Annotated in this window: 9 protein-coding genes and 1 pseudogene; 7 read left to right on the top strand and 3 right to left on the bottom strand. The window is 56.9% G+C overall.

The window, feature by feature from the left end; translation table 11 throughout:
* Positions 1 to 15 precede the first annotated feature (15 nt).
* Positions 16 to 4,503: a G5 domain-containing protein gene (locus AC1DA5_RS02845; protein WP_480289149.1), complete on the bottom strand. Its 4,488-nt coding sequence runs from the start codon at positions 4,501 to 4,503 to the stop codon at positions 16 to 18.
* A 201-nt stretch (positions 4,504 to 4,704) separates the two neighbouring features.
* Positions 4,705 to 5,988: pseudogene (locus tag AC1DA5_RS02840) on the bottom strand (IS3 family transposase).
* Positions 5,989 to 6,201: 213 nt separating this feature from the next.
* Between AC1DA5_RS02840 and AC1DA5_RS02835 the strand changes: the two are divergent.
* Both AC1DA5_RS02835 and AC1DA5_RS02830 read left to right on the top strand, forming a co-directional pair.
* Positions 6,202 to 7,569 carry a glycoside-pentoside-hexuronide (GPH):cation symporter gene (locus AC1DA5_RS02835; protein ID WP_480289148.1) on the top strand — a complete coding sequence of 456 codons (1,368 nt, stop codon included), beginning with the start codon at positions 6,202 to 6,204 and terminating at the stop codon, positions 7,567 to 7,569.
* Positions 7,566 to 9,473 carry an alpha-glucosidase gene (locus AC1DA5_RS02830; RefSeq protein WP_480289147.1) on the top strand — a complete coding sequence of 636 codons (1,908 nt, stop codon included), beginning with the start codon at positions 7,566 to 7,568 and terminating at the stop codon, positions 9,471 to 9,473. Before AC1DA5_RS02835 ends, AC1DA5_RS02830 begins: the two co-directional genes overlap by 4 nt.
* A 454-nt stretch (positions 9,474 to 9,927) precedes the next feature.
* Here the strand turns inward: AC1DA5_RS02830 and AC1DA5_RS02825 are convergent, their stop codons facing one another.
* Positions 9,928 to 10,821 (bottom strand): TIGR01777 family oxidoreductase, encoded by an 894-nt coding sequence (locus AC1DA5_RS02825; RefSeq protein WP_480289146.1) that lies wholly within the window; start codon positions 10,819 to 10,821, stop codon positions 9,928 to 9,930.
* A gap of 549 nt (positions 10,822 to 11,370) precedes the next feature.
* Here AC1DA5_RS02825 and AC1DA5_RS02820 point away from each other — a divergent pair.
* The 5 genes from AC1DA5_RS02820 to AC1DA5_RS02800 all read left to right on the top strand — a co-directional run bounded on the left by AC1DA5_RS02820 (position 11,371) and on the right by AC1DA5_RS02800 (position 19,968).
* Positions 11,371 to 13,371, top strand: coding sequence for a SpaA isopeptide-forming pilin-related protein (locus AC1DA5_RS02820; protein WP_480289145.1), 2,001 nt, complete (start codon positions 11,371 to 11,373; stop codon positions 13,369 to 13,371).
* 669 nt (positions 13,372 to 14,040) lie between these two features.
* Complete coding sequence (locus AC1DA5_RS02815) at positions 14,041 to 14,250, top strand: type II toxin-antitoxin system Phd/YefM family antitoxin (RefSeq protein WP_006548061.1); 210 nt, start codon at positions 14,041 to 14,043, stop codon at positions 14,248 to 14,250.
* A complete protein-coding gene (locus AC1DA5_RS02810; protein ID WP_480289144.1) occupies positions 14,240 to 16,288 on the top strand; it encodes a type I restriction-modification system subunit M in 2,049 nt (682 codons plus the stop codon). Before AC1DA5_RS02815 ends, AC1DA5_RS02810 begins: the two co-directional genes overlap by 11 nt.
* Positions 16,289 to 16,942: a restriction endonuclease subunit S gene (locus AC1DA5_RS02805; RefSeq protein ID WP_102201770.1), complete on the top strand. Its 654-nt coding sequence runs from the start codon at positions 16,289 to 16,291 to the stop codon at positions 16,940 to 16,942.
* Positions 16,939 to 19,968, top strand: coding sequence for a type I restriction endonuclease subunit R (locus AC1DA5_RS02800; RefSeq protein WP_480289143.1), 3,030 nt, complete (start codon positions 16,939 to 16,941; stop codon positions 19,966 to 19,968). The genes AC1DA5_RS02805 and AC1DA5_RS02800 overlap by 4 nt, the downstream gene beginning before the upstream one ends.
* Positions 19,969 to 19,972 lie beyond the last annotated feature (4 nt).

Here is a 19,972-nt window from a genome sequence, read left to right as displayed (position 1 = left end):
CTCGCTACTGCTCGTTTAGCGCTGGGAGTTTCGCCTGCGCATCGCGGTGAGGCCTGCGCCTGCCAGTAGCAACGCTGCGGCCGCTGCTAGTGTGCCCTCGACGCTCACACCGGTGCGGGCCAGTGATGAACCGCTCTGAACGCCCGACTTAGCAGACTTGCTGCCCTCAGTGCTCGGAGTAGTCACCTTGTCGCTTGGCGTCGTGCCCGGCGTTGTCTCACCTGGGTTGTCACCAGGTTGCGTCGGGTCAGACGGGTTAGCTGGGTCCGTCGGGTCAGACGGGTTAGCTGGGTCCGTCGGGTCACACGGGTTAGCTGGGTCCGTCGGATCTTCACAGACGCACTTGGTGCCAACGCGTAGCTTGCGCGTTGTCGGATCCTTGATGATCTTCTCGGACGTTTCCGGATCGCCTACCGGCTCTCCATTCTCGAGCTTCCAGGTCTTGGTGATTTCCTTCTCGCCGAATACACCGGCCTGGTCCTCAACAATCTTGCCAACTTCGAGGTTCGGATCGAACTCAATCTCAGTGTCATACGGAGTTTTCTCCGTGTGCTTGTCCGTCAACGTGGTCTGAGTCTTGGCAGGGCCAACCTCAACGATGTGCTTAACCGGATCGCTGATCTTCTCGGAGGAATCCTTCTTGGAGACCTCCCCGTTCTCAACATTCACCGTGACGGTGTGCTTGATCTCGCCCTGCTTGCCTTCCTGAACAACCTTGGTTTCACCAGGCTTCAGTTCAGGGTTGACCCGCACCTCGACCTCGAACGGAGTCTTTTCCGTCCACTCAACCGTGGTTGAGGCAGGCTTGCCCTTGGTACCAACCTTGATGATCTCGTTGACTGGCTCCGTCACGCGCTCAGTATCGGTCTTGGTGTTCACAACCTTCGAATTTTCAATGGTCTCGGTGGTGGTTACCTTATCCTTGCCGAGCTTACCTTTCTGCACAGTTTCCCGCGTACCGGCGTCCATCGTGTCATCAAGCTGGATTACAGTCTCGAACGGGACATTTACCTCGTATTCAGAGGTCTTAGTACCAGTGGTCTTGGTGCCTACGCGAATGATCTGCTTGGTGGGCTCCTTGGTACGCTCAGTAGTCACTTCCGGGTCACCTTCTGGCTTGCCGTTCACGATCTTCTGAGTCGAGGTCACAACCTCAGTGCCAAGCTCGCCCTTCTGATCAACAACCTGCTTGCCCGCTTCCAAGGAGTCATCGAAGACAACTTGAGTATCGAACGGAATCGGCTTCTCGGTCTTGGTTACCAGTTCTGAAGGATTCAAGCCAGGACCATACTCGATGATGCGAGGTTTCGCTTCCTTAGTGGTCTCTTCCTCTGCAACCTGAGCCTCGGACCCCTTAGCGGTGAACTTAGCGGTGTAGGTCTTCTCGCCGTTCTCACCTTCCTGGACAACCTTTCTCTCACCAGGGGCTAGATCCGGGTTTTCGCGAACCTCGGTTGGGTACGGGATCGGAACCGTCCAGGTCACGTCCTTGGCGCTCTCAGCAGGCTTGGTACCGACGAGGACAACCTCGTTGACCGGCGCCTTGGTGCTCTCCCACGTGCCGTCCGCGTTCATCTTCTCAGCGCCAGGCACGCCCTTAGTTTCAACCTTGTACTCGCCGGCAGGAATGGTGTCGTCGTACTTGTACTCGACCTTGAACGGGACTTCACGCTCCGGAACTTTAACAACGTTGACCACAGCGGATGTGACGTCCTTAGAACCGTCCTCATAAGTCACGGTTACGGGAATCTTGACCTGGTCGCCCGGCTTCGCGGTCTTAGGCGCGGTGGAGATGACGTGGCCATCTTTATCCAGGCTAACGATCCAGTCGCCGTTATCAGTCTTCAGCGTGTAGGTCGGGTTGCCAAACTCGTTCGTGTCGCCGGTCGGAGTGATGTGCTCCGGTAACGGAACAATCTCGTAAGGCTTGTTCTCAGCAACCTTGATGTCTTCCGGCTTTTCGATTGCCAGCGGCGATGTCACCGTGTCGCCCGGGTACACCGTCTTCGGCGGGATAACCGGGTTGGACTCCCAGTTGTTCATCAACTTCACCACTGTGGTTACAGGAACCTCGGTGGTCAGACCGCCAGGCGCATTCACCTTGACAGTAACGGTGTTCTTGTCACCCGGCTTCGAATTGGCCGGCGGAGTGGAGGAAACCACGCCGGTATTAGGATCGATAGTGTACTTCCAGCCGTTATCCGTGGTCTGCGTCAGCACGGGCTTGCCGTCCGCGTAGCCGAACGAGAACGTGGAGCCGTCTGGAGCACCATCAACATGGTGGTCGACGGCCTGATTCGGCCCGGTCTCCTGGACGTCGTATGACGCTTTCAAGTCACCCTTGATGACGACGACAGTGCCTATAACCGTCTGCGGCTTCTGCTTGCCTTCCTCACTGTAGTGGGCCTGGACGGGAACGTTCAGGATGTCGCCTTCCTGCGCTCCCTTCGGAATCGTGGTTGTAATCTCGCCAGTCTTCTCGTCGACGTAAACGGTCCATGTCTTACCGTCCTTGCTGGTAAGAGTGGTTTTGTTCGTGCCGTCTTCGAAGGTGTAGCGCTGCGGCGCCTCATCTGACGTGTTACCACTCAGACCGCGCTCCGGGATTTCCGGAATAAGGCTGACGTTCGCGTTTGGTTGCCCCGTAACCGTGTCATAGTTCGGGATCTTGATGTCCGCGATCGCCTGGAACTGGACCTCGATCTCATCTGTGGTCTGGTCCGGGTAGGTGGCCTTCACCTTCGGGGTGATGATCGTACCCGATGCAACGGTGTCATCTGCCTTCGCGGTGACCTTACCGGTCTCATCGACGGTCACGGTCCAGCCGGCTGGAATGGTGGCTGGGTCGATCTCGAACTTGGCCGGGTGGACAGGCTTGTGGCCCTTCATGATGGACCTAGTGCCCACCTGGGACGTGATTTCCTGGTTGAGTTTGCCCTTGGACAGGCCCGGGCGTACCAGGTCGGTCACCTGCGTGTTGTTCGGATCAACAACTACCATAAGCTGTAGCACGTCAGTGGAGCCGTTAGAGTACTCCACCGTGATCTTCGGCTGCGCGAAAGCACCCGGTTTCGGGTTCTCTGGAGCAGTGACGGTGACGTTGTAGTCACCGTCCATCTCAACGGTCCAACCCTCATAGACGTACTTCTCGTCCAGCTCGACCTTGGCCTCGAATCCGCCCTCGGTCTTTTTCTTTGCCAGCTCCTTGATCAAGTCAGCGGTCTGAGTGAAGGTGACCTTTTGCGGCTCGGTGGCCAGCGGGCCGGTTGGGCTATCTACACCCGAAATAATCGAGGCATCGGTCTTGTCGTACTGCGGGTTGTGGTATTCGGTGTCGTCCAGGGAGAACGCCTTGGAGTCGATGACGTTCGCCTTGTTGTAACGGGTCAGCGAGTTGGAGCTGTCGAACGTCTTTGGCGCGCCATACAGATCGTTGTTTTCTCCGGCAGCCTGAAGCTGCTCTACTGTACGCGGCTTCGCGATTACCGAAAAGTTCACGTTCTTGTCAGTGGCCAGGTCGGTACCACGGTATTCAGGCCACGTGAAGTAGATGTCGCCGGTCGTTTCGTCGATACGCAGGTTTTGAGTGCCGCCGGATGCCTCCGTGTCCGAGGTGCCGATGAACTTGCCGTTGCCGTCGTAGGCCTCCACAACCATACGGGCCATCGAGTCATCCGTACCTTGGCCGGTCACAGCTGGGATGTTGATTGTACCGACCTTGGTTTCGCCCTCGACCCCAGGGACGATCACGTGCTTTTCGAAGTTCTCCCACGACACCGTGATCGGGTTACATTCGATGTTCTCGCTCGGCCAGGGGTTCACGATGGCCGTAAAGGTTACGCTGCTTCCCGTGGTAGCCCTTGGTCCCTGAGGATTTTCCTGCTTATAGTCGCCCTGCCAGGCGTAACGTACCGGGTTAGCGGCTGTGGCCTCAGCGAACTGCTTGACTTTCTGATCGGTCAGTTCTGCGACAAGGTTCAAGTTCCGTTGTTGCCTATAACCATCAATTACGAGGATTTCGTCGGCCTTGTGAGTGACAATTTTGTCAACAAGGGTCTGACCGGGATCCATAGCGGGAATTTGAGCCGCGTCGAGGTACTTACCCATTAAGCCTGAATTGGTAAAGCCCCAATCAGCGAACGTGCGGTCCTGTGAGTTATCGAAGGCGACGCTCAAACCCCACCGGGTTTTCGAGGGGCTTTCGACAGCCGGCTCAAAAGTATACCAGCTGAAACCAGCCTGGCTACCCTCACTAGCTTCTTTGTCTTCTGCAGAAACAACACACGAGCCAGCCGGCAAATCCGAGGCCAGTTGAGCATCCTTCTCAATCGCTCCGGATTTTTCGAGGATGCCGCCGGTAAATGTTGCCGCAGCAGCTGACTGCGGGGCGATAAAGCTTGGTGCAACTCCAAGCGCGCTTCCTACCAAAGCTACGACTGATAGCGTAACCCAAGAACGACGCAAAGCGCGTTTTGGTTCGGTGGCGGGTTGTGGCATACGCATGTATTTTCCTTACTCCAACTAGTCCTGGGACATTCTGGAAGTCTCAATGGCCCCAATGAAGTCAGTATTGTCTTGTGGCCGCCCATATACTCCGACGCGCTATGACTTCGTTCTCGTCCGTGGAGCCCCCTATACTATACCACTCGCGGGCAACGGCTTTACAGGCGAGTGTATACATTATGCAGGCGATATTACGGTCCTTTAGGCTGCGAGGGCATGATTCCGATATTCGTTCGGGGTCATGCCCTCGAGTCGTTCCTGGATGCGTTTGTTGTTGTACCAGTGGATGTATGCCTTGATCTGGTTGACCAGGTGCTCAGTGGATGTGAAGGTGTTGTTGTAGAACATCTCTGATTTGAGGTGGCCGAAGAAGTTCTCGGCTACGGCGTTGTCGTAACAGTTTGCCTTGCGAGACATTGACTGGACTGCGTGGGAACGGCTGAGTTGCTTTCGCCACGAGTGGTGCTGGTATTGGAATCCTTGGTCGGTGCGGGCTACCAGACCCGGGCCCGGCTTAGCCTTGTTCAAAGCCTTGCGGAGACTGGTGTTGGTCAGTTCAAGATTGGGTGATTTCCCGACCGTGTAGGAAACGACTGAGTGATCGAACAAGTGGATGATTGGTGAGAGATAGATCTTGGACGATCCGAGACGGAACTCGGTAACGTCAGAGACCCATTTTTGGTTCGGGCTAGTAGCAGTGAAGTCGCGGGCTAACACGTTTGGGGCAATGGTCGATAGTGTGCCTCGGTAAGAGTTATAGCGTTTCTTCTGACGGACCAGGCAGGTCAGTCCTTCACGCTTCATAAGCTTGGCGACGAGTTTACGAGAGACCACCAGGCCCTGGCGGTGTAGGGCGAGTCGGATCCTACGGTGACCATACCGACCGCCCGAAGCTTCAAAAATTGTTCTGATCGTGGCTCGAAGATCAGCATGTTTATCTGGCTGTCCTAGGCGGGCTTGATGGTAGTAGAACGTTGATCTGGCCAATCGCGCTACCCGCAAAAGAACATCGAGATCATGGTGGGACTTGAGTGTAACGATTACTCGAGCTCGGTCTATTGCTCGTTGTTCATCAAGTCCCTTAATGCTTTTAGGTAGGCGTTCTCCGCTTCTAAGTCCCTGATCCGTTGTTCAAGTTCCTCAGTTTGAGATAACACCCTGGGACCGGTCTTAGGTCGCCTGCCCTTAGGCTTAGGGCGCAAGCGTCTTCGCCTTGGTCGCGATAGATCCGCACCCAGCTCGTCACCACGTTGACAGAAGCCAATCCCAAGTCCTGCGCGATACTCATCCGGGTCTCGCCGGCCAGAAAGCGTTGAACAGCATCACGTTTGACTTCAAAGGTAAAAACTCGCTTATGTGACTTATTCACAAGAACAAGCCTGCCATGAATACGCCACCGATTATAGAAACGATCGCACGGCTTGAAACTCAAGCCAAGGCAAGAAGCAGCCGCTGCGGCACCACACCCCTGCTCAAACAAAGCAACTAAAAACGTCTGATCAGACTCAGTCAATGAAGATAAAGAAGAAAGCATGAAAATGTCCCCCGGAAAAAGAAACTGAATAATCCAGTCCAACTTCCGGGGGACACTTCATAAGCGACATGCCCCATTAAAGGCCACGCGGTCTGCACACTCAGTACAATGGTGGCGCTACCTGCCGCGAGCAGGCTGCGCATCAAACAGTGAGGATTGACGCCATGAAGAACGCCTTGGGTTTCGGTTTAGGGACGCTGGGGCGCGACATGATGTACGGAATGGTGTCGATGTACCTCATGTTCTACCTCACCGACGTCTTGGACCTGTCGACCGGTGCGCTCGCAGCGGTCACCGTCGTGCTGGTGCTCATGCGGATCTTCGACGCCGTAAACGATCCGTTTATGGGTTACGTCGTGGACAACACGCACACACGCTGGGGCAAATTCAAACCGTGGATCACGATCGGCGCATGCGGATGGTGCATCGGCACGGTGCTGCTGTTCACCGACTGGGGAGTGCGAGGCTGGCAATTCATCACACTGTTCGTCGTGGTCTACCTGGTGTTCGAGGTCGCCTACACGATGAACGACATATCGTACTACGGGATGATGCCATCACTGACCCGCGACAAGGCTGAGCGTGAACGCATCGGAGTGGTCACACGTATCTGCGCGAACATCGGCCTGTTCTCCATTGTTGTCGGCATCGTGCCGGTGACTCAGTGGCTCACAGGTGTGCTGGGGGATGCGCAGCGTGCCTGGCAGCTGCTGGCAATCGTGTTGTCAGTCATTGCGATCGCTTTCCAGTCCATCACGCTGATCTTTGCGCACGAAACCGTGCATGTGAAGTCGGAATCGACGCCGCTACGTGAACTCGTCAGCGTCATCTTCAAGAACGATCAGCTGCTGTGGGTGTCGTTAACATTCCTGCTGTATATGTCCGGGTACACGCTGCTGACTAGTTTGGGATTGCACTACTTTAAGTACCTGGTGGGAGACGAAGGCAAGTACCCGATTTTCGCGCTGGTTCTGGGCGTCACCCAGCTGGGCACGCTGCTGGCATTCCCCTTGATTTCTGCCCGCATGCCGAGGCGACAGGTCTTCACCCTGGGATGCGGCGCTTCCGTCGTGGGATACGTGGTGTTCATCTCTGCCGGCAGCAGCATGGTCGTCATTTTGTGCGCCGGGTTGTTCCTGTTCTTCGGGGAGGCACTGTTCCAGGTGCTGCTCATGATGTACATCGCGGACAGTGTGGAGTACGGCGAATGGAAGCTGGGGCGGCGCAACGAGTCCATCACTTTTTCCCTGCAGCCTTTCATCTATAAGCTGTCCGGTGCAATTTCCTCGGGCCTGATGGGTATCTGCCTGATCTGGTCGGGTGTGGAGAGCGCCACCGGCCCTGCCGATGTCACCGAGTCGGGCACGTGGATTTTCCGACTGTTCATGATGGTTGTCCCCCTGATTCTGACCGTCGCGGCGTTCCTGGTGTTCCGGCACGGCTATCGCATTGACGAAGCCACATACAGTTCAATTGTCGCAAGCCTGCAAGACAGTGAAAAAACCAGCACACCCGAGGAGGAAGCACGATGACGCGACACGCTGTGCGCACCCTCGGCGATGTGTACGACCACCCTGTTGGACGCGACGTTCTGGACAAAATCGCGTTGCAGATCGGAGTGTCGCCCTCGTTCATCGTGAACCCGCTGACGCGCCGGATCCCATTGACGGTTCTGGATCGCGTGGCTGGGCGAGCAGCGCCGGGGCTGGTCGAGGCGCTCACAGATTTGTTGGAGATGAATCCCGACCGGCTCGATGACGCCGACACCCACACCGAGGGACAGTCCGAGCCCCCCTGGTGGCAGGGCGCCGTTTTCTACCAGATCTATCCGCGCAGTTTCGCAGACTCAAACGGCGACGGGATCGGTGATCTGCGCGGCATCATCAGCAAACTTGATTACCTGCAAACACTGGGCGTCGACTGCCTGTGGCTCTCCCCCATTTTCGATTCACCCAACGATGATATGGGCTATGACGTGCGAGATTATCGCGCAGTCATGGATCTGATGGGGTCGATGGAGGATCTGGACGAGCTGATTGAACAGGTTCACGCGCGCGATATGCGCATTATTTTGGACCTGGTTGTCAACCACTCCTCCGCCGAGCACGAATGGTTCCAGGAAGCGCTGCGTGATCCAGACGGCGACAAGGCGGCGTACTACTTCCTTCGTGAAGGCTCTCCCGACGCGCCGCCCAACAACTGGGTGTCGTTCTTTTCCGGGTCGGCCTGGCGCTGGTTTGATGACATCAAGCGCTGGGGCATGCACCTATTCGCACCCTCGCAGATGGACCTGAACTGGGACAATCCCGCAGTTCGGCGCGAAGTTGCCGACATTGTGCAGTTCTGGCTGGCTCGAGGTATCGACGGTTTCCGCATGGATGTCATCAACTACATCTCGAAAACCGCGGGCCTGCCCAACGGCGTGCCGGCAGTGGGTGAGCTGGTCGGTTTCACCGGCATCGAGCGCTACTTCATCGGGCCTCATCTGCACGAATACCTGCGTGAGCTGAGGTCGGCAGGCTTCACACGACCGGACGGCTCCCACGCCCTCATGGTGGGCGAAACACCGGGGATCGGCATCGAGGTGGGCCGCCTTCTGACCAATCGGCAGCGTCGCGAAATGGATCTGATCTTCAACTTCGACGTCCTTGAGCCGCCCGGAAAGATCCGCTGGGATGACTACCGCTATCCCCCCGCCTACTTCCTGGATTTCTATCTGCGCTACCTGCGCCGTCTGGGACCCAGCGACCAGATGGCGATTTTCGCGGAGAATCACGATAATCCGCGCATCGTCAGCAAGATCACCCTCGATCCGCGCTGGCGCGGCGCGGCGGCCAAACTGATAGCCGCGATTTCACTGACCCTGCCCGGCACGCCCTTCATTTTCCAGGGGCAGGAGCTCGGCGCAGTCAACCAGAATTTCACCGGCCTCGACCAGCTTCGCGACGTCGAATCACTGAACTATTTCCGCGAACTCATCGACGGCGGTGCGGCGCGCGATGAGGCCTGGGACCGCATTCTCGCGGGTTCACGCGATCATGCGCGCGTCCCCATGCGCTGGACTGCCGAGGGTGGCTTCACGACCGGCCAGCCATGGATTACGGGGACCGACATGGAGGCGGGATGGAGCGCCGCCGAACAGCTGGACGATGAGCATTCAGTTCTGAACTTCTACCGCTATCTGATCAGTGCGCGCCAGTACTTTGCACACGATGACTTCACGCTGCTCGCACGCAGCGGGCACTATGCAGCGTGGACGCGCGGGCACTACCTGGTTGAGGTCAACTTGTCAGAGCGAACGATCAGGCGTTCCGTGAGTGTGAGCCGGCTGACCGGCCGAACTGTGATGACATCACTGGGGTCAACGGTTAGGAGTGAACGCCCTCGTCCCGATGAATTGCCGCCGTATGGCGTGCTGATCCGACTACTCGACTAGCACTCAGGAGCGATCCACGCTCCGGCGAGCGGGCATCTGAGCCTCGCACTCGCCACGGCAGTAGCTTTCGATTCTGTGCCGCTCCGCCGGTGCAACTCCGCCACCGCCGCCGCTATGCACATTCCCCTAGATTTAAACCCCTGGCGTGCACATACCCCTAGATTCATACGCGCTTTGTGCACATACCTCTAGTTCTAAGGCCTTGTATGCACATACCCCTAGATTTAAGACCTCGAGCCGCGAGCAGTGAAATCCGTACACACTCTGACCAGCAGAAATAGAAAAATGCCATAACGAGGAGCCGTTAGATCTAGGGGTATGTGCACGCGAGCGCTACTTTTTAGGGGTATGTGCACGAGGCGGAGATGATCACACCACGCTCGCGCCATAAGCGGCCCGGTCCCAATCTGCAACCGACTCAACCGCGGGGCGAGGATACCCTCGACGACCTCCGTCACAGAGCAAAGGACATTGCGCGCGACACGGTCGTGTGCACAAAGGTGAAGCCAGCTTCTTCCAGGACGCGCGCATGCACACGCTGGTCGGCCATCAGTAAGGAATCGGCGGCATCTCGCGTGAGCGACATGCGCAGCGCCCACTTCGGAACCGGGAGCCAGAAGGGGCGGCTCAGCCGATCAGCCAGCTCAGAGCCAATGTCATTCATGGTTGCCATTTCGGGCGCCGTCAGGTTGATCGGTCCGCCAAGGCGTTGGTCGATCACGCATCGCAATGCGCGCACCTCATCAATCAGAGAGATCCACGGAATATGCTGCTGGCCATCTCCCAGTGGCCCACTCACGCACAACTTCGTCAGAGGAATCAGCGGTTTCAACAGGGCTTCACGGTGGATGATCGAGGATGTGCGGCACCTCGCCACGGTCGTCACGTCTTCAGACTGGCGCGCTTCGTCTTCCCACGCGCGACAAATCGACGCCAGATAGGTGTCACCGCTACTCGACTCTTCATCAAGTTCTTCACCGGGACGATCCCCATAAATACCCACGGCCGATCCGGCCACAAACTGTGGCGCACCCTGCCCGATCTGCGCCAATGCCTGAGCAACAGTGCGGGTGGGATCCACACGCGAATGCAGCAGCGTCTCACGGTACCGTTTCGTCCACGGGAAGGACGCGATGCTCGCGCCGTTCAATGTGACAACGGCTCGAGCACCCTCGATCACGCGAGGGTCAAGCGGGGCTGAGCTGGGTGCCCACTGTACTTCGTTGGCGGTGCGCGCCGGACGCCTGACCAGCGCAATCACCCGGTACCCGTCTTCGTGCAACGATCGCGACAAGGTTCGACCGATCAGGCCTGACGCGCCGGCAACAACCACAGTTTCCTGTACCATCAGTGCTCACGCTACACGACGGTTCGTGCTCGGTGGCGACGATCGACCACGCGACTGAGACGCGCGCTGCGATAATGACCCCATGACTTCACAGCCCCATCTCCACGCCGACGGAAGGCCTCCGAGCCCTGATTGTCGATGACGAGGTCTCTCTGGCCGACCTGCTCTCCTCGGCACTGCGATACGATTGGTTCCTACGCATACGCTCCTACGTGAACTCACACTCAGCAATACTTACCGTTCACTTACTTTTCAGACGATCGAAAATAAGGGAATTTTCTCCAGAATCTGCGCAGACTGGTATAATTTTTCTGCATCTCATCTAGACCTGATGACATTCAGTGCGGGTTTTCACAGACGCCCTCGTCACTGCACAAGGACGATAAGACGCCGTGGCGCTTCACACACAATGCCCATCGGGTGCAATGGGACTCAACAGATTCTTTAACTCAACTGTGAGCGCCCGACTATCCCGTCTCGTGCTCACTGACCTACGACGTTGCGATGCCAGCAGTCGGCAACGCAACAGACGAAAGGGCTGAAAACGCCATGAAATCTCACTTCACAGTGCGTGCCAGAAAAGTCGCGGCGCTGCTCGGGGCGTCGATCGTAGCTGCCACAGCGTTTGTTGTACCGGTACAGCAGAGCAGCCAGGCTGCAGAGCGACCATTCCCTAGTTACGAGCTGTCGTACCAACGCATCGTTGGACAGAAAGATCCAAATTTCAATCCTGAGACCGATGAGGGTGACGGATGCATTCACTCAGCAAATCCGGAGCTGGCGCCCCTCCCCTTCTTTGGCTTCGAATCGGCCGCCATCAACCAGTGTGACGGCATGCGCGTAAAAGTTCGGTGGTTCTACGACAAGAGCCTTGATTCCGAAACTACTGCTCCTACGCTCGAATTCCGCTTCGGCACGACGTGGCAGTACACGCAGGTCGATAATCCCGATTCCAATGCGTATATCTGGAAGCCCGTGGAGAATTTCCTCTACGACGGGCAGCCAACCGACATTTATAAGGCCGACGATCCGGTGGTCAAGGACAGCAACGGCAATTTTGTGCGTATGCACAACGGCAAGGGGTTCTACGAGCCTATTCACTTTGTCTTTGAAGACACCTTCGGCCCGGGCGTTGAGCACACCATGCAATACGACGTCTATTTGCCGTACAACGCTGACTGGGGCGGCATGACTTTTGGCACCGGGTCCACGGGCGACACACACGGCGGATCGATCGGCGCGAAGGCGAACGGTATGACTGTGCCGATCGCTGCGAGCATGGATGTACGCTACGTCCTCGACTCCGAGTATCGTGCAGCTCGTGGTTTTCCTCAGGCATCCAGCAGCCCGACCGATGAATCCCAGTCGGCAGGTCTTCCGAACGAAATTGCCGGCAAAGACGAAGTATTGAAGAACCAGTATACGGCACGCCCACAAGCCGGATGGGGTGGCCAATTCGAGGGCTCAACCTACACAACGCTTGACTGCCTTGAAGGTCAGCAGCTTACCGAGCTTGCCAATTCAGTGCCGATCAACAAGATTTACCCGAACCTGAATTCTGACGCGGCTGTTCCGCTCGAGGCAGCGCCGGGTACTGCGTTCTTCGCACGATATCCCTACCAGTATTACCTCACCGGCGGACGGACGTGGGATTCCCTTTCGGGGCAAAGGTACATGAATCTCAATTCTGAGACAGGGGAATTTGAGCCATTCACCGATAAAGATGGTAATCAGCTTGTTTTCCCATATAGGCCGACGCCGCAGTCCCTCATTGCCGACATTCCGGGATACAAGTATGTCGGCTTCGACCTGCCGACGATGAAAGACGGCGCATATAAGGGCCTGACCAGTAAAGGTTATCCTGAATACCAGGACGGCCCGAACGTGGCGTCCAGATATCACAAGTCGAATGAAAAGACTCAGCACTTCTACTACACCTATGAGAAGATCAAGGGAGCCTTCAACTTGTCGAAGGTGAGCACGCTCGATAAGACTCCCATTGCCGGAGCTGAGTTTGAGCTCTACCAGGTTATCGATCCCACGGTCAGTGCCTGCGGCGTGCAACCGGATCTGACCGATACGAGTACGGTGAATATCTGCCCGCTCAAGAACGGCGCTGAAAACACTGCCCCCGAGTGCAGCAAGACGGTTCGCCGCATCACTTTGGACAACATGACTGATGGCAAGATCATCACTGACGCTGAGGGCGCTTATGCGGCACCTGAACAGTCACTGGCGTCTGATGCCACCTACCTGCTCAAGGAGGTCGCTGTTCCCGATCCCTACCGCATCGACAACGCGTGGACGCAGTTCAATGTTCCGTTGCAGACATCTGACGACCAGACTGTGTCGACCCCGACGGTGACAGTCAAGAACCCCGAATCGGTTCCTCCGCCGGAAGTGCCTCCAACACCGCCGACGAAGACCCCGCCCACAAAGATCGTCCTGTCGAATACAGGCGCCAACGCTGCAGATCTTGCAGCTGCGTGCGTCGCCCTGATGGCTGCAGGTGGCGCGACGCTGACGCTTCGCCGCCGCTCGTCCAAGTAGCTGTTGCCGAGGGCGTCGTCAACTGACCGCCCCTCAACGGCATCGCTCAATATCCGCCGGGTTCGTTACCTTCACGGTAGCGAGCCCGGCTTTCATATCTGCAGATCATGATTCGTAGCTTCTGGAGGTCACACATCCGCACAATGCGCCCCACACTGATTCATTCGGTATGCCAGTCAAGAGTTGCATGATGCAGACCTATCTGCTGGACGCCGGAAACAGCAGCGCATCATCACGCCTTTTCGTTGATGCTACGCAAGAAACGTGGATACTTAGACGTCGAAAATGATAAAAACCACTTTAGCCCTTGAATCCCTGTTGAGCAGGGGTTTTGTCGTTTCTGGGGTTGTTCGCTGGCGTGCTGGAGGTTCAGTAATCGGGTGCTCGTCCCCGATCTTCCCGTTGGATTGGTGCATATTTCTGGTTGAGGGGGTCTGCTGGTGGGCTTGCGTTAGCGGATATCTGGCGAGGGGGCGTGCCCTCAATTGTGATTGATAAGACCGTTCCCACCTTCGACCTTGTGGGGCGTCCTGGCTCGCGCGCATGTCTCCATCTTCACGAAGAATCACATGCAAAATTACATGTAGTATCTCGCGCATATTGTGACGATATTTTGCATGCATTTATGGTAAAATGAGGCGTTGACGGTAACTCGTGGTGAAGGAGGCGATGGTGCGGAAGCGTACGGCGAAGAAGTCGATGAAGCACATCAACATCGGCGACCTTGGACGTGGTCAGGCATCGAAGCTGCTCAAGGAAGTGGCTGATGGTGACGATGTGGCCTACGTGTTGCGTTACGGAAAGCCTCTCGTGGTGGTCATGTCGCATGAGCGTTACGAGCGATTGATGGAAGATGGAGTTGACCCGAATGAGCACTGAGAAAACAACGAACTATGTCAGCTTCATTTGGAAGATCGCCAACCTGCTGCGCAGTGACTACAAGGAGCACGAGTACGGAGACGTGATCTTGCCGTTCACGGTGCTCACCCGACTCGACTCCGTGCTCGTTGACACGAAGACCGACGTGCTTGCAATCCGTGACCAGAAGGGTGTCCCGGCTGAGGTCAAGCGCATCCAATACGCGAGAGCTACCGGCTATCCGTTCTGGAACGCCTCCAGGTTCACGCTGCACACGCTCAAGAACGATCCTGACAACCTGGAGGGCAACCTGCGCTCCTACGTGGAGGGCTTTTCGCGGAACGCCCGCGACGTGCTGAAGTCCTACGACTTCTACACCGTGATCGATCGGCTGGATCGCTCCGATCTGCTCTACCAAATCGTCGATGCTTTCACCGACCCAGCCGTAGACTTCTCACCTGCAGCGGTCTCCAACGAGGATATGGGTTCGATCTTTGAAGAACTGATCCGGCGCTTCAACGAACTGTCGAACGAAACCGCAGGTGAGCACTTCACCCCGCGTGAAGTCATCCAGCTCATGGTCGAGGTGCTGTTCGACCCAGACATGAACGCGATCTGCGAGCCCGGCTTCATGGCATCGCTGTATGACCCAGGGGTCGGCACCGGTGGCATGCTTTCTGCCGCGATTGAACGAGCCCACGAGCTCAACGAAGGGGCGCGGATTGAGGTGTACGGGCAGGAACTCAACCCGCAAACCTACGCGGTGGCAAAGTCCGACATCCTCATCAAAGGTGACGACGCCGAACGCATCTACTTCGGCAACTCGCTGACCGCTGACAGAACAGCTGGACGAACGTTCAACTACATGCTGTGCAACCCGCCCTTTGGCGTGGAATGGAAGAAGTACGCCGACCCGATCAAAGACGAAGCCGAGAAGCGAGGGTGGAAGGGCCGGTTCGGTGCCGGTCTGCCGCGTATTTCGGACGGGTCGTTCCTGTTCTTGCAACACATGATCTCGAAGATGAAGCCCTACGATCCGGCTGATATCCAGAACGCGCCGGGCACTCGGATCGGGATCGTGTTCAATGGATCGCCGCTGTTCACCGGCTCGGCTGGGCAAGGTGAGTCGAACATTCGCCGCTGGATTCTTGAAAACGACTGGCTGGAAGCCATCATCGCCCTGCCTGACCAGATGTTCTACAACACCGGTATCCTCACCTACGTTTGGGTGCTCTCCAACCGTAAAGCGTCAATCCGCAAAAACAAGGTGCAACTGATCGACGCCACCGGACTCTTCGCCAGGATGCGCAAACCGCTCGGCGAAAAACGCAAATACTTGACCGAGGACAACATCGCCCAGATCGCGCGCATCTACGGCGACTTCACCGAGGACGAGCACTCCAAGATCTTTGACACCTGCGAGTTCGGCTTCCATGAAGTCACGGTGGAACGTCCGCTACGTTTGAACTTCACCGCCACACCCGAACGAATCGAGCGACTCTGGGAGCAGACCCCGTTCAAGAATCTGGCCACCTCGAAGAAACGCAGCGAACCCGCCCGTAGCCAAGAGATCAAGGACGGCAAGAAGACCCAACAGGCGATCATCGATACCCTCGAAACCCTCGACGGGCAGCAGGTGTGGAAGAACCGAGACGAGTTCACGGCCGTACTCAAGAGTGCCTTCAAGGGCGCTGGGTTGGCTGTGCGTGCCCCGCTGCTAAAAGCAATCGTGACGGCCCTGGGTGAAACCGATCCGACCGCAGACATCTGCCGCGACGCCAAGGGCAACCCGGAACCTGACCCGGCGCTACGTGACACCGAACAGATCCCGCTCGCCGAAGACATCGACGCCTACATCCAACGCGAAGTCATCCCCTACGCGGCTGACGCCTACGTCGACCCCGACAAGACCAAGATCGGCTACGAGATCCCCTTCACCCGCTACTTCTACCAGTACGAAGAACTCGGCAACCCCACCCAAACCCTGGCCGAAATCCAAACCCTCGGAGCCGAAATCCAAGCCTCCATCGCCAAACTATTCAACGAGCAGGTGAACTAAATGGATGCCTACGAACACTACAAAGACAGCGGTATTGACTGGATTGGGAAGATTCCAAATAGCTGGCATTCTCGTTCTCTGAAATCTCTGTTGACCCGTAAATCGCGTAAGGGTGAGCCTTCCTGGAGAGTTCTTTCTGTTGAACGTGAGCGTGGGGTTGTAGATCGTGAACTTGAAGGGTCGCCAGATAACAACAACCGTCTACCAGATGATTTGAGTGGTTATTTGGTAGTTCGGAACGGTCAATTTGTTATGAACAAAATGAAGGCTTGGCAAGGATCATATGGAGTGTCGCTGTATGACGGGATTGTCAGTCCTGCGTATTACACCTTCGATTTAGCGTCTTCCGTGGATTCTGAATTCTTCAACTGGGCTATACGGTCAAAAGCATATATTCCCTTCTTTGGCAGGGATTCTTACGGAATTCGCACAGATCAATGGGACTTTAAGGTACAGGCGCTCCGAAATATTCCACTATTTGTTCCTCCGGTGGAAGAGCAAAGGCAAATCGTTGATTACCTTGTTCAACGGCTGAAAGGGATCGATGGTTTGATTACCGATTTGGATCGTCAGGTTGAGTTGTTGAGGCGGTATCGCAAGCAGGTTATTAACGATGTGGTGACGGGCAAGGTCCGCGTTAGTGAGGAGGCATGATGGATACGTCGGAGCGCAGGTTTGAGTCCGAGATCGAATACTGGCTGACTACCCAGGGATCGGATTTTGACCGGTTTGAGACGCGTGACCCGCAGGGTTTTGATCGCGAGCTGTGCCTGTATCCAGCTGACTTGATTGAGTTCGTGAAAACAACGCAACCGGATCAATGGGCCAAACTGGAACGCACTTACCGGGGTAACGCGGAGCAGAAGTTTCTGAAGCGTGTCGCTGCGCAGCTTGATCAGCGTGGTGTGATCGACGTGCTGCGCCGTGGCATTGAGGATGTGGGTGCTCGGTTCAAGCTGGTGTACTTCGCTCCCGGCACCGACTTGAATGAGGTTCTTGCTGAAAAGTACTGGGCGAACGAGATGAGCATCGTGCGCCAGCTACGGTATTCAACGCGTAACGAGAACTCGGTTGACACGGTGCTGTTGGTGAACGGCATCCCAGTGGTGACACTCGAGTTGAAAAATCAGCTGACTGGGCAGACCTATCGTGATGCGATCCGACAGTACAAGATGGACCGTTCCCCGTCGGAAAAGCTCTTCGCCCTGGGTAAACGCGCGGTGGTACACTTTGCGGTTGACACCGATGAGGTGTGGATGACTACGAAACTTGCCGGCCAAGATACGGTGTTCCTGCCGTTCAACCGTGGTTTCAGCAACGGTGCTGGTAATCCGCCGGTGGAGGGCAAGTTCAAGACGTCCTACTTGTGGGAGCAGGTGCTTGCGAAAGACTCGTTGCTCGACATTCTGCACCGGTTCGTGCAGTTCGTGCCCGGCAAGACCCCTGAGGGGCGTCCGGCGAAGTCGAAAGACAAGGTGATCTTCCCGCGCTTCCACCAGCTCGATGCGGTCCGCAAACTCATCGCGGACGCGAAGGCGAACGGTGCTGGGCACAACTATTTGGTGCAGCATTCGGCGGGCTCGGGCAAGTCGAACACGATCGCGTGGCTCGCTCACCACTTATCGAATCTGCACGACGACCAGCAGCGGGTGGTGTTCGATTCGATCATCGTGATCACCGACCGGCGCGTGTTGGATAAGCAGCTCCAAGACACGGTGTTTTCGATGGATCACACAGCAGGCGTCGTCGTAAAGGTTGATAAGAACGCCCGCCAGCTCACTGATGCGCTGGGTCGGGGTGCTCGGATCATCATTTCGACGTTGCAGAAGTTCCCGTTCGTTGACGTGTCCAACATCGCGACGGCTGGGAAGCGGTTCGCGGTGATTGTGGATGAGGCACACTCGTCGCAGACCGGGCAGGCGTCTGAGCGGCTCAAGCAGGTGCTGGCTGACACTGCCCAAGCGGGTCAGGAGTCCGAGGCAGAGCTGCTGGATCGTTACGCTCGAGCTGAGGCTCAGGTAGAGGCCGAGGAGCTCGAGGTTGACGAACAGATCGCGGCGGATATGGCGACCCATGGACGGCAGGCGAACCTATCGTTCTTCGCGTTCACGGCCACCCCGAAGCAGAAGACCCTCGAAATCTTCGGCACCCCGACTCCTGGTGGCACGCCGCGCCCGTTCCATGTGTATTCGATGAAGCAGGCGATCGAGGAAGGATTCATCCTCGACGTGCTGGCAAATTACACCACCTACCAGACGTACTACAAGGTTGGTAAGGCCACCGCTGAGGATCCGGAGTACGCCAAGAAGCAGGCCAACAAGGCGCTGGGCAAATACTTAGCCCTGCATCCGCACAATCTGCGGCAAAAAGCCGAGATCATCATCGAGCACTTCCGCAGCAACGTGGCGCACAAGATCGGCGGCAAAGCCAAGGCAATGCTGGTGACCGGCTCCCGGTTGCACGCTGTGCGCTACTACTTCGCGTTCGCCAACTACATCAAAGCCAAGGGCTACACCGACCTGGGTGTGCTGGTGGCGTTCTCCGGCACCGTCGAAGACGATGGGCAGGACTACACCGAGGAGCAACTCAACGGCTTCCCCGAAGCCGAGCTGCCCGATCGGTTCGACACCGGTGAGTACCAGATCCTGTTGGTGGCCGAGAAATACCAGACCGGATTCGACCAGCCCCTGCTACAGACCATGTATGTGGACAAGAAGCTCCACGGGGTCAAGGCCGTGCAGACCCTGTCGCGGATCAACCGGATGTGCCCGGGCAAATCAGATACGTTCGTGTTGGACTTCGTCAACAGCGCTGACGACATTCAGGCGGCGTTCCAAGACTATTACGTGTCGACCTCGATCAGCGAGGAAACCGACCCGAACATCGTCTACGACCTCTACCACCTGATCGCCTCCTACCAGCTGTGGCGAGACGAAGAGATCGACGGATTCGCGACCGTGTTCTTCAGAGAGCAAAAGCAGCAGACCAACCTCGACTTCGGCAGGCTCAACGCCTACCTCGACCCTGCGGTCGGCCGCTTCGACGCGCTTGACGATGAGGAAAAGCTCGAGGTGCGCTCGGCGTTCAACAAGTTCAACCGCAACTACGAGTTCTTGACCCACATCATCCGCTTCGACGACGAGCAGCTGCATAAGTTCGCCGCATACGCGAAGCTGCTGACCCGCAAGCTCCACATCGACGGCGACCCTGCCCCACACCTGGATGATGAGGTCACCTTGCAGTACTACCGGCTCCAGTCGGCCTACGAGGGTTCCATCGACCTACAAGACCAGGTGGGTGAGTTGAACAACTCGCCCAAGCTGGGCATGCCCACCGAAGACGACCGCGAGCGACTCTCCAAGATCCTCGACTCCCTCAACGAACGATGGGGCACCGAGTTCACCAACATGGACAAAGTGCTCGAACAGGTCGCCGACGACCTCGCCCAAGACAACGAGATCCAGCTGCGAGCCCATAATCCGCTCGACCTGTTCAAGATCATCTACGACGAGAAGATGCCCGACGTCATGCTGGCGCGGATGACCCAGAATCACGACTTCTCCATGAAGTACCTGTCGGACAAAGCCTTCCGCGCCGACGTGGACGCGATCCTGCTCCCGCTCATCCACGACCGTCTCAACCGACCCCGGCACAAGGACAGCCAGCGAGACGGCTCCTGATCCG

The organism is Pauljensenia sp. C0254C2, from assembly GCF_056583835.1.
The sequence above is the reverse complement of the archived record's forward strand: the minus strand, read 5'-3'. Positions and strand labels throughout refer to the sequence as shown.

Bases quoted from the DNA above. Each gene is read 5' to 3' on its own strand.
- AC1DA5_RS02845 (WP_480289149.1), bottom strand. From the start codon at position 4,503: ATGCGTATGCCACAACCCGCCACCGAACCAAAACGCGCTTTGCGTCGT.
- AC1DA5_RS02835 (WP_480289148.1), top strand. From the start codon at position 6,202: ATGAAGAACGCCTTGGGTTTCGGTTTAGGGACGCTGGGGCGCGACATG.
- AC1DA5_RS02830 (WP_480289147.1), top strand. From the start codon at position 7,566: ATGACGCGACACGCTGTGCGCACCCTCGGCGATGTGTACGACCACCCT.
- AC1DA5_RS02825 (WP_480289146.1), bottom strand. From the start codon at position 10,821: ATGGTACAGGAAACTGTGGTTGTTGCCGGCGCGTCAGGCCTGATCGGT.
- AC1DA5_RS02820 (WP_480289145.1), top strand. From the start codon at position 11,371: ATGAAATCTCACTTCACAGTGCGTGCCAGAAAAGTCGCGGCGCTGCTC.
- AC1DA5_RS02815 (WP_006548061.1), top strand. From the start codon at position 14,041: ATGGTGCGGAAGCGTACGGCGAAGAAGTCGATGAAGCACATCAACATC.
- AC1DA5_RS02810 (WP_480289144.1), top strand. From the start codon at position 14,240: ATGAGCACTGAGAAAACAACGAACTATGTCAGCTTCATTTGGAAGATC.
- AC1DA5_RS02805 (WP_102201770.1), top strand. From the start codon at position 16,289: ATGGATGCCTACGAACACTACAAAGACAGCGGTATTGACTGGATTGGG.
- AC1DA5_RS02800 (WP_480289143.1), top strand. From the start codon at position 16,939: ATGATGGATACGTCGGAGCGCAGGTTTGAGTCCGAGATCGAATACTGG.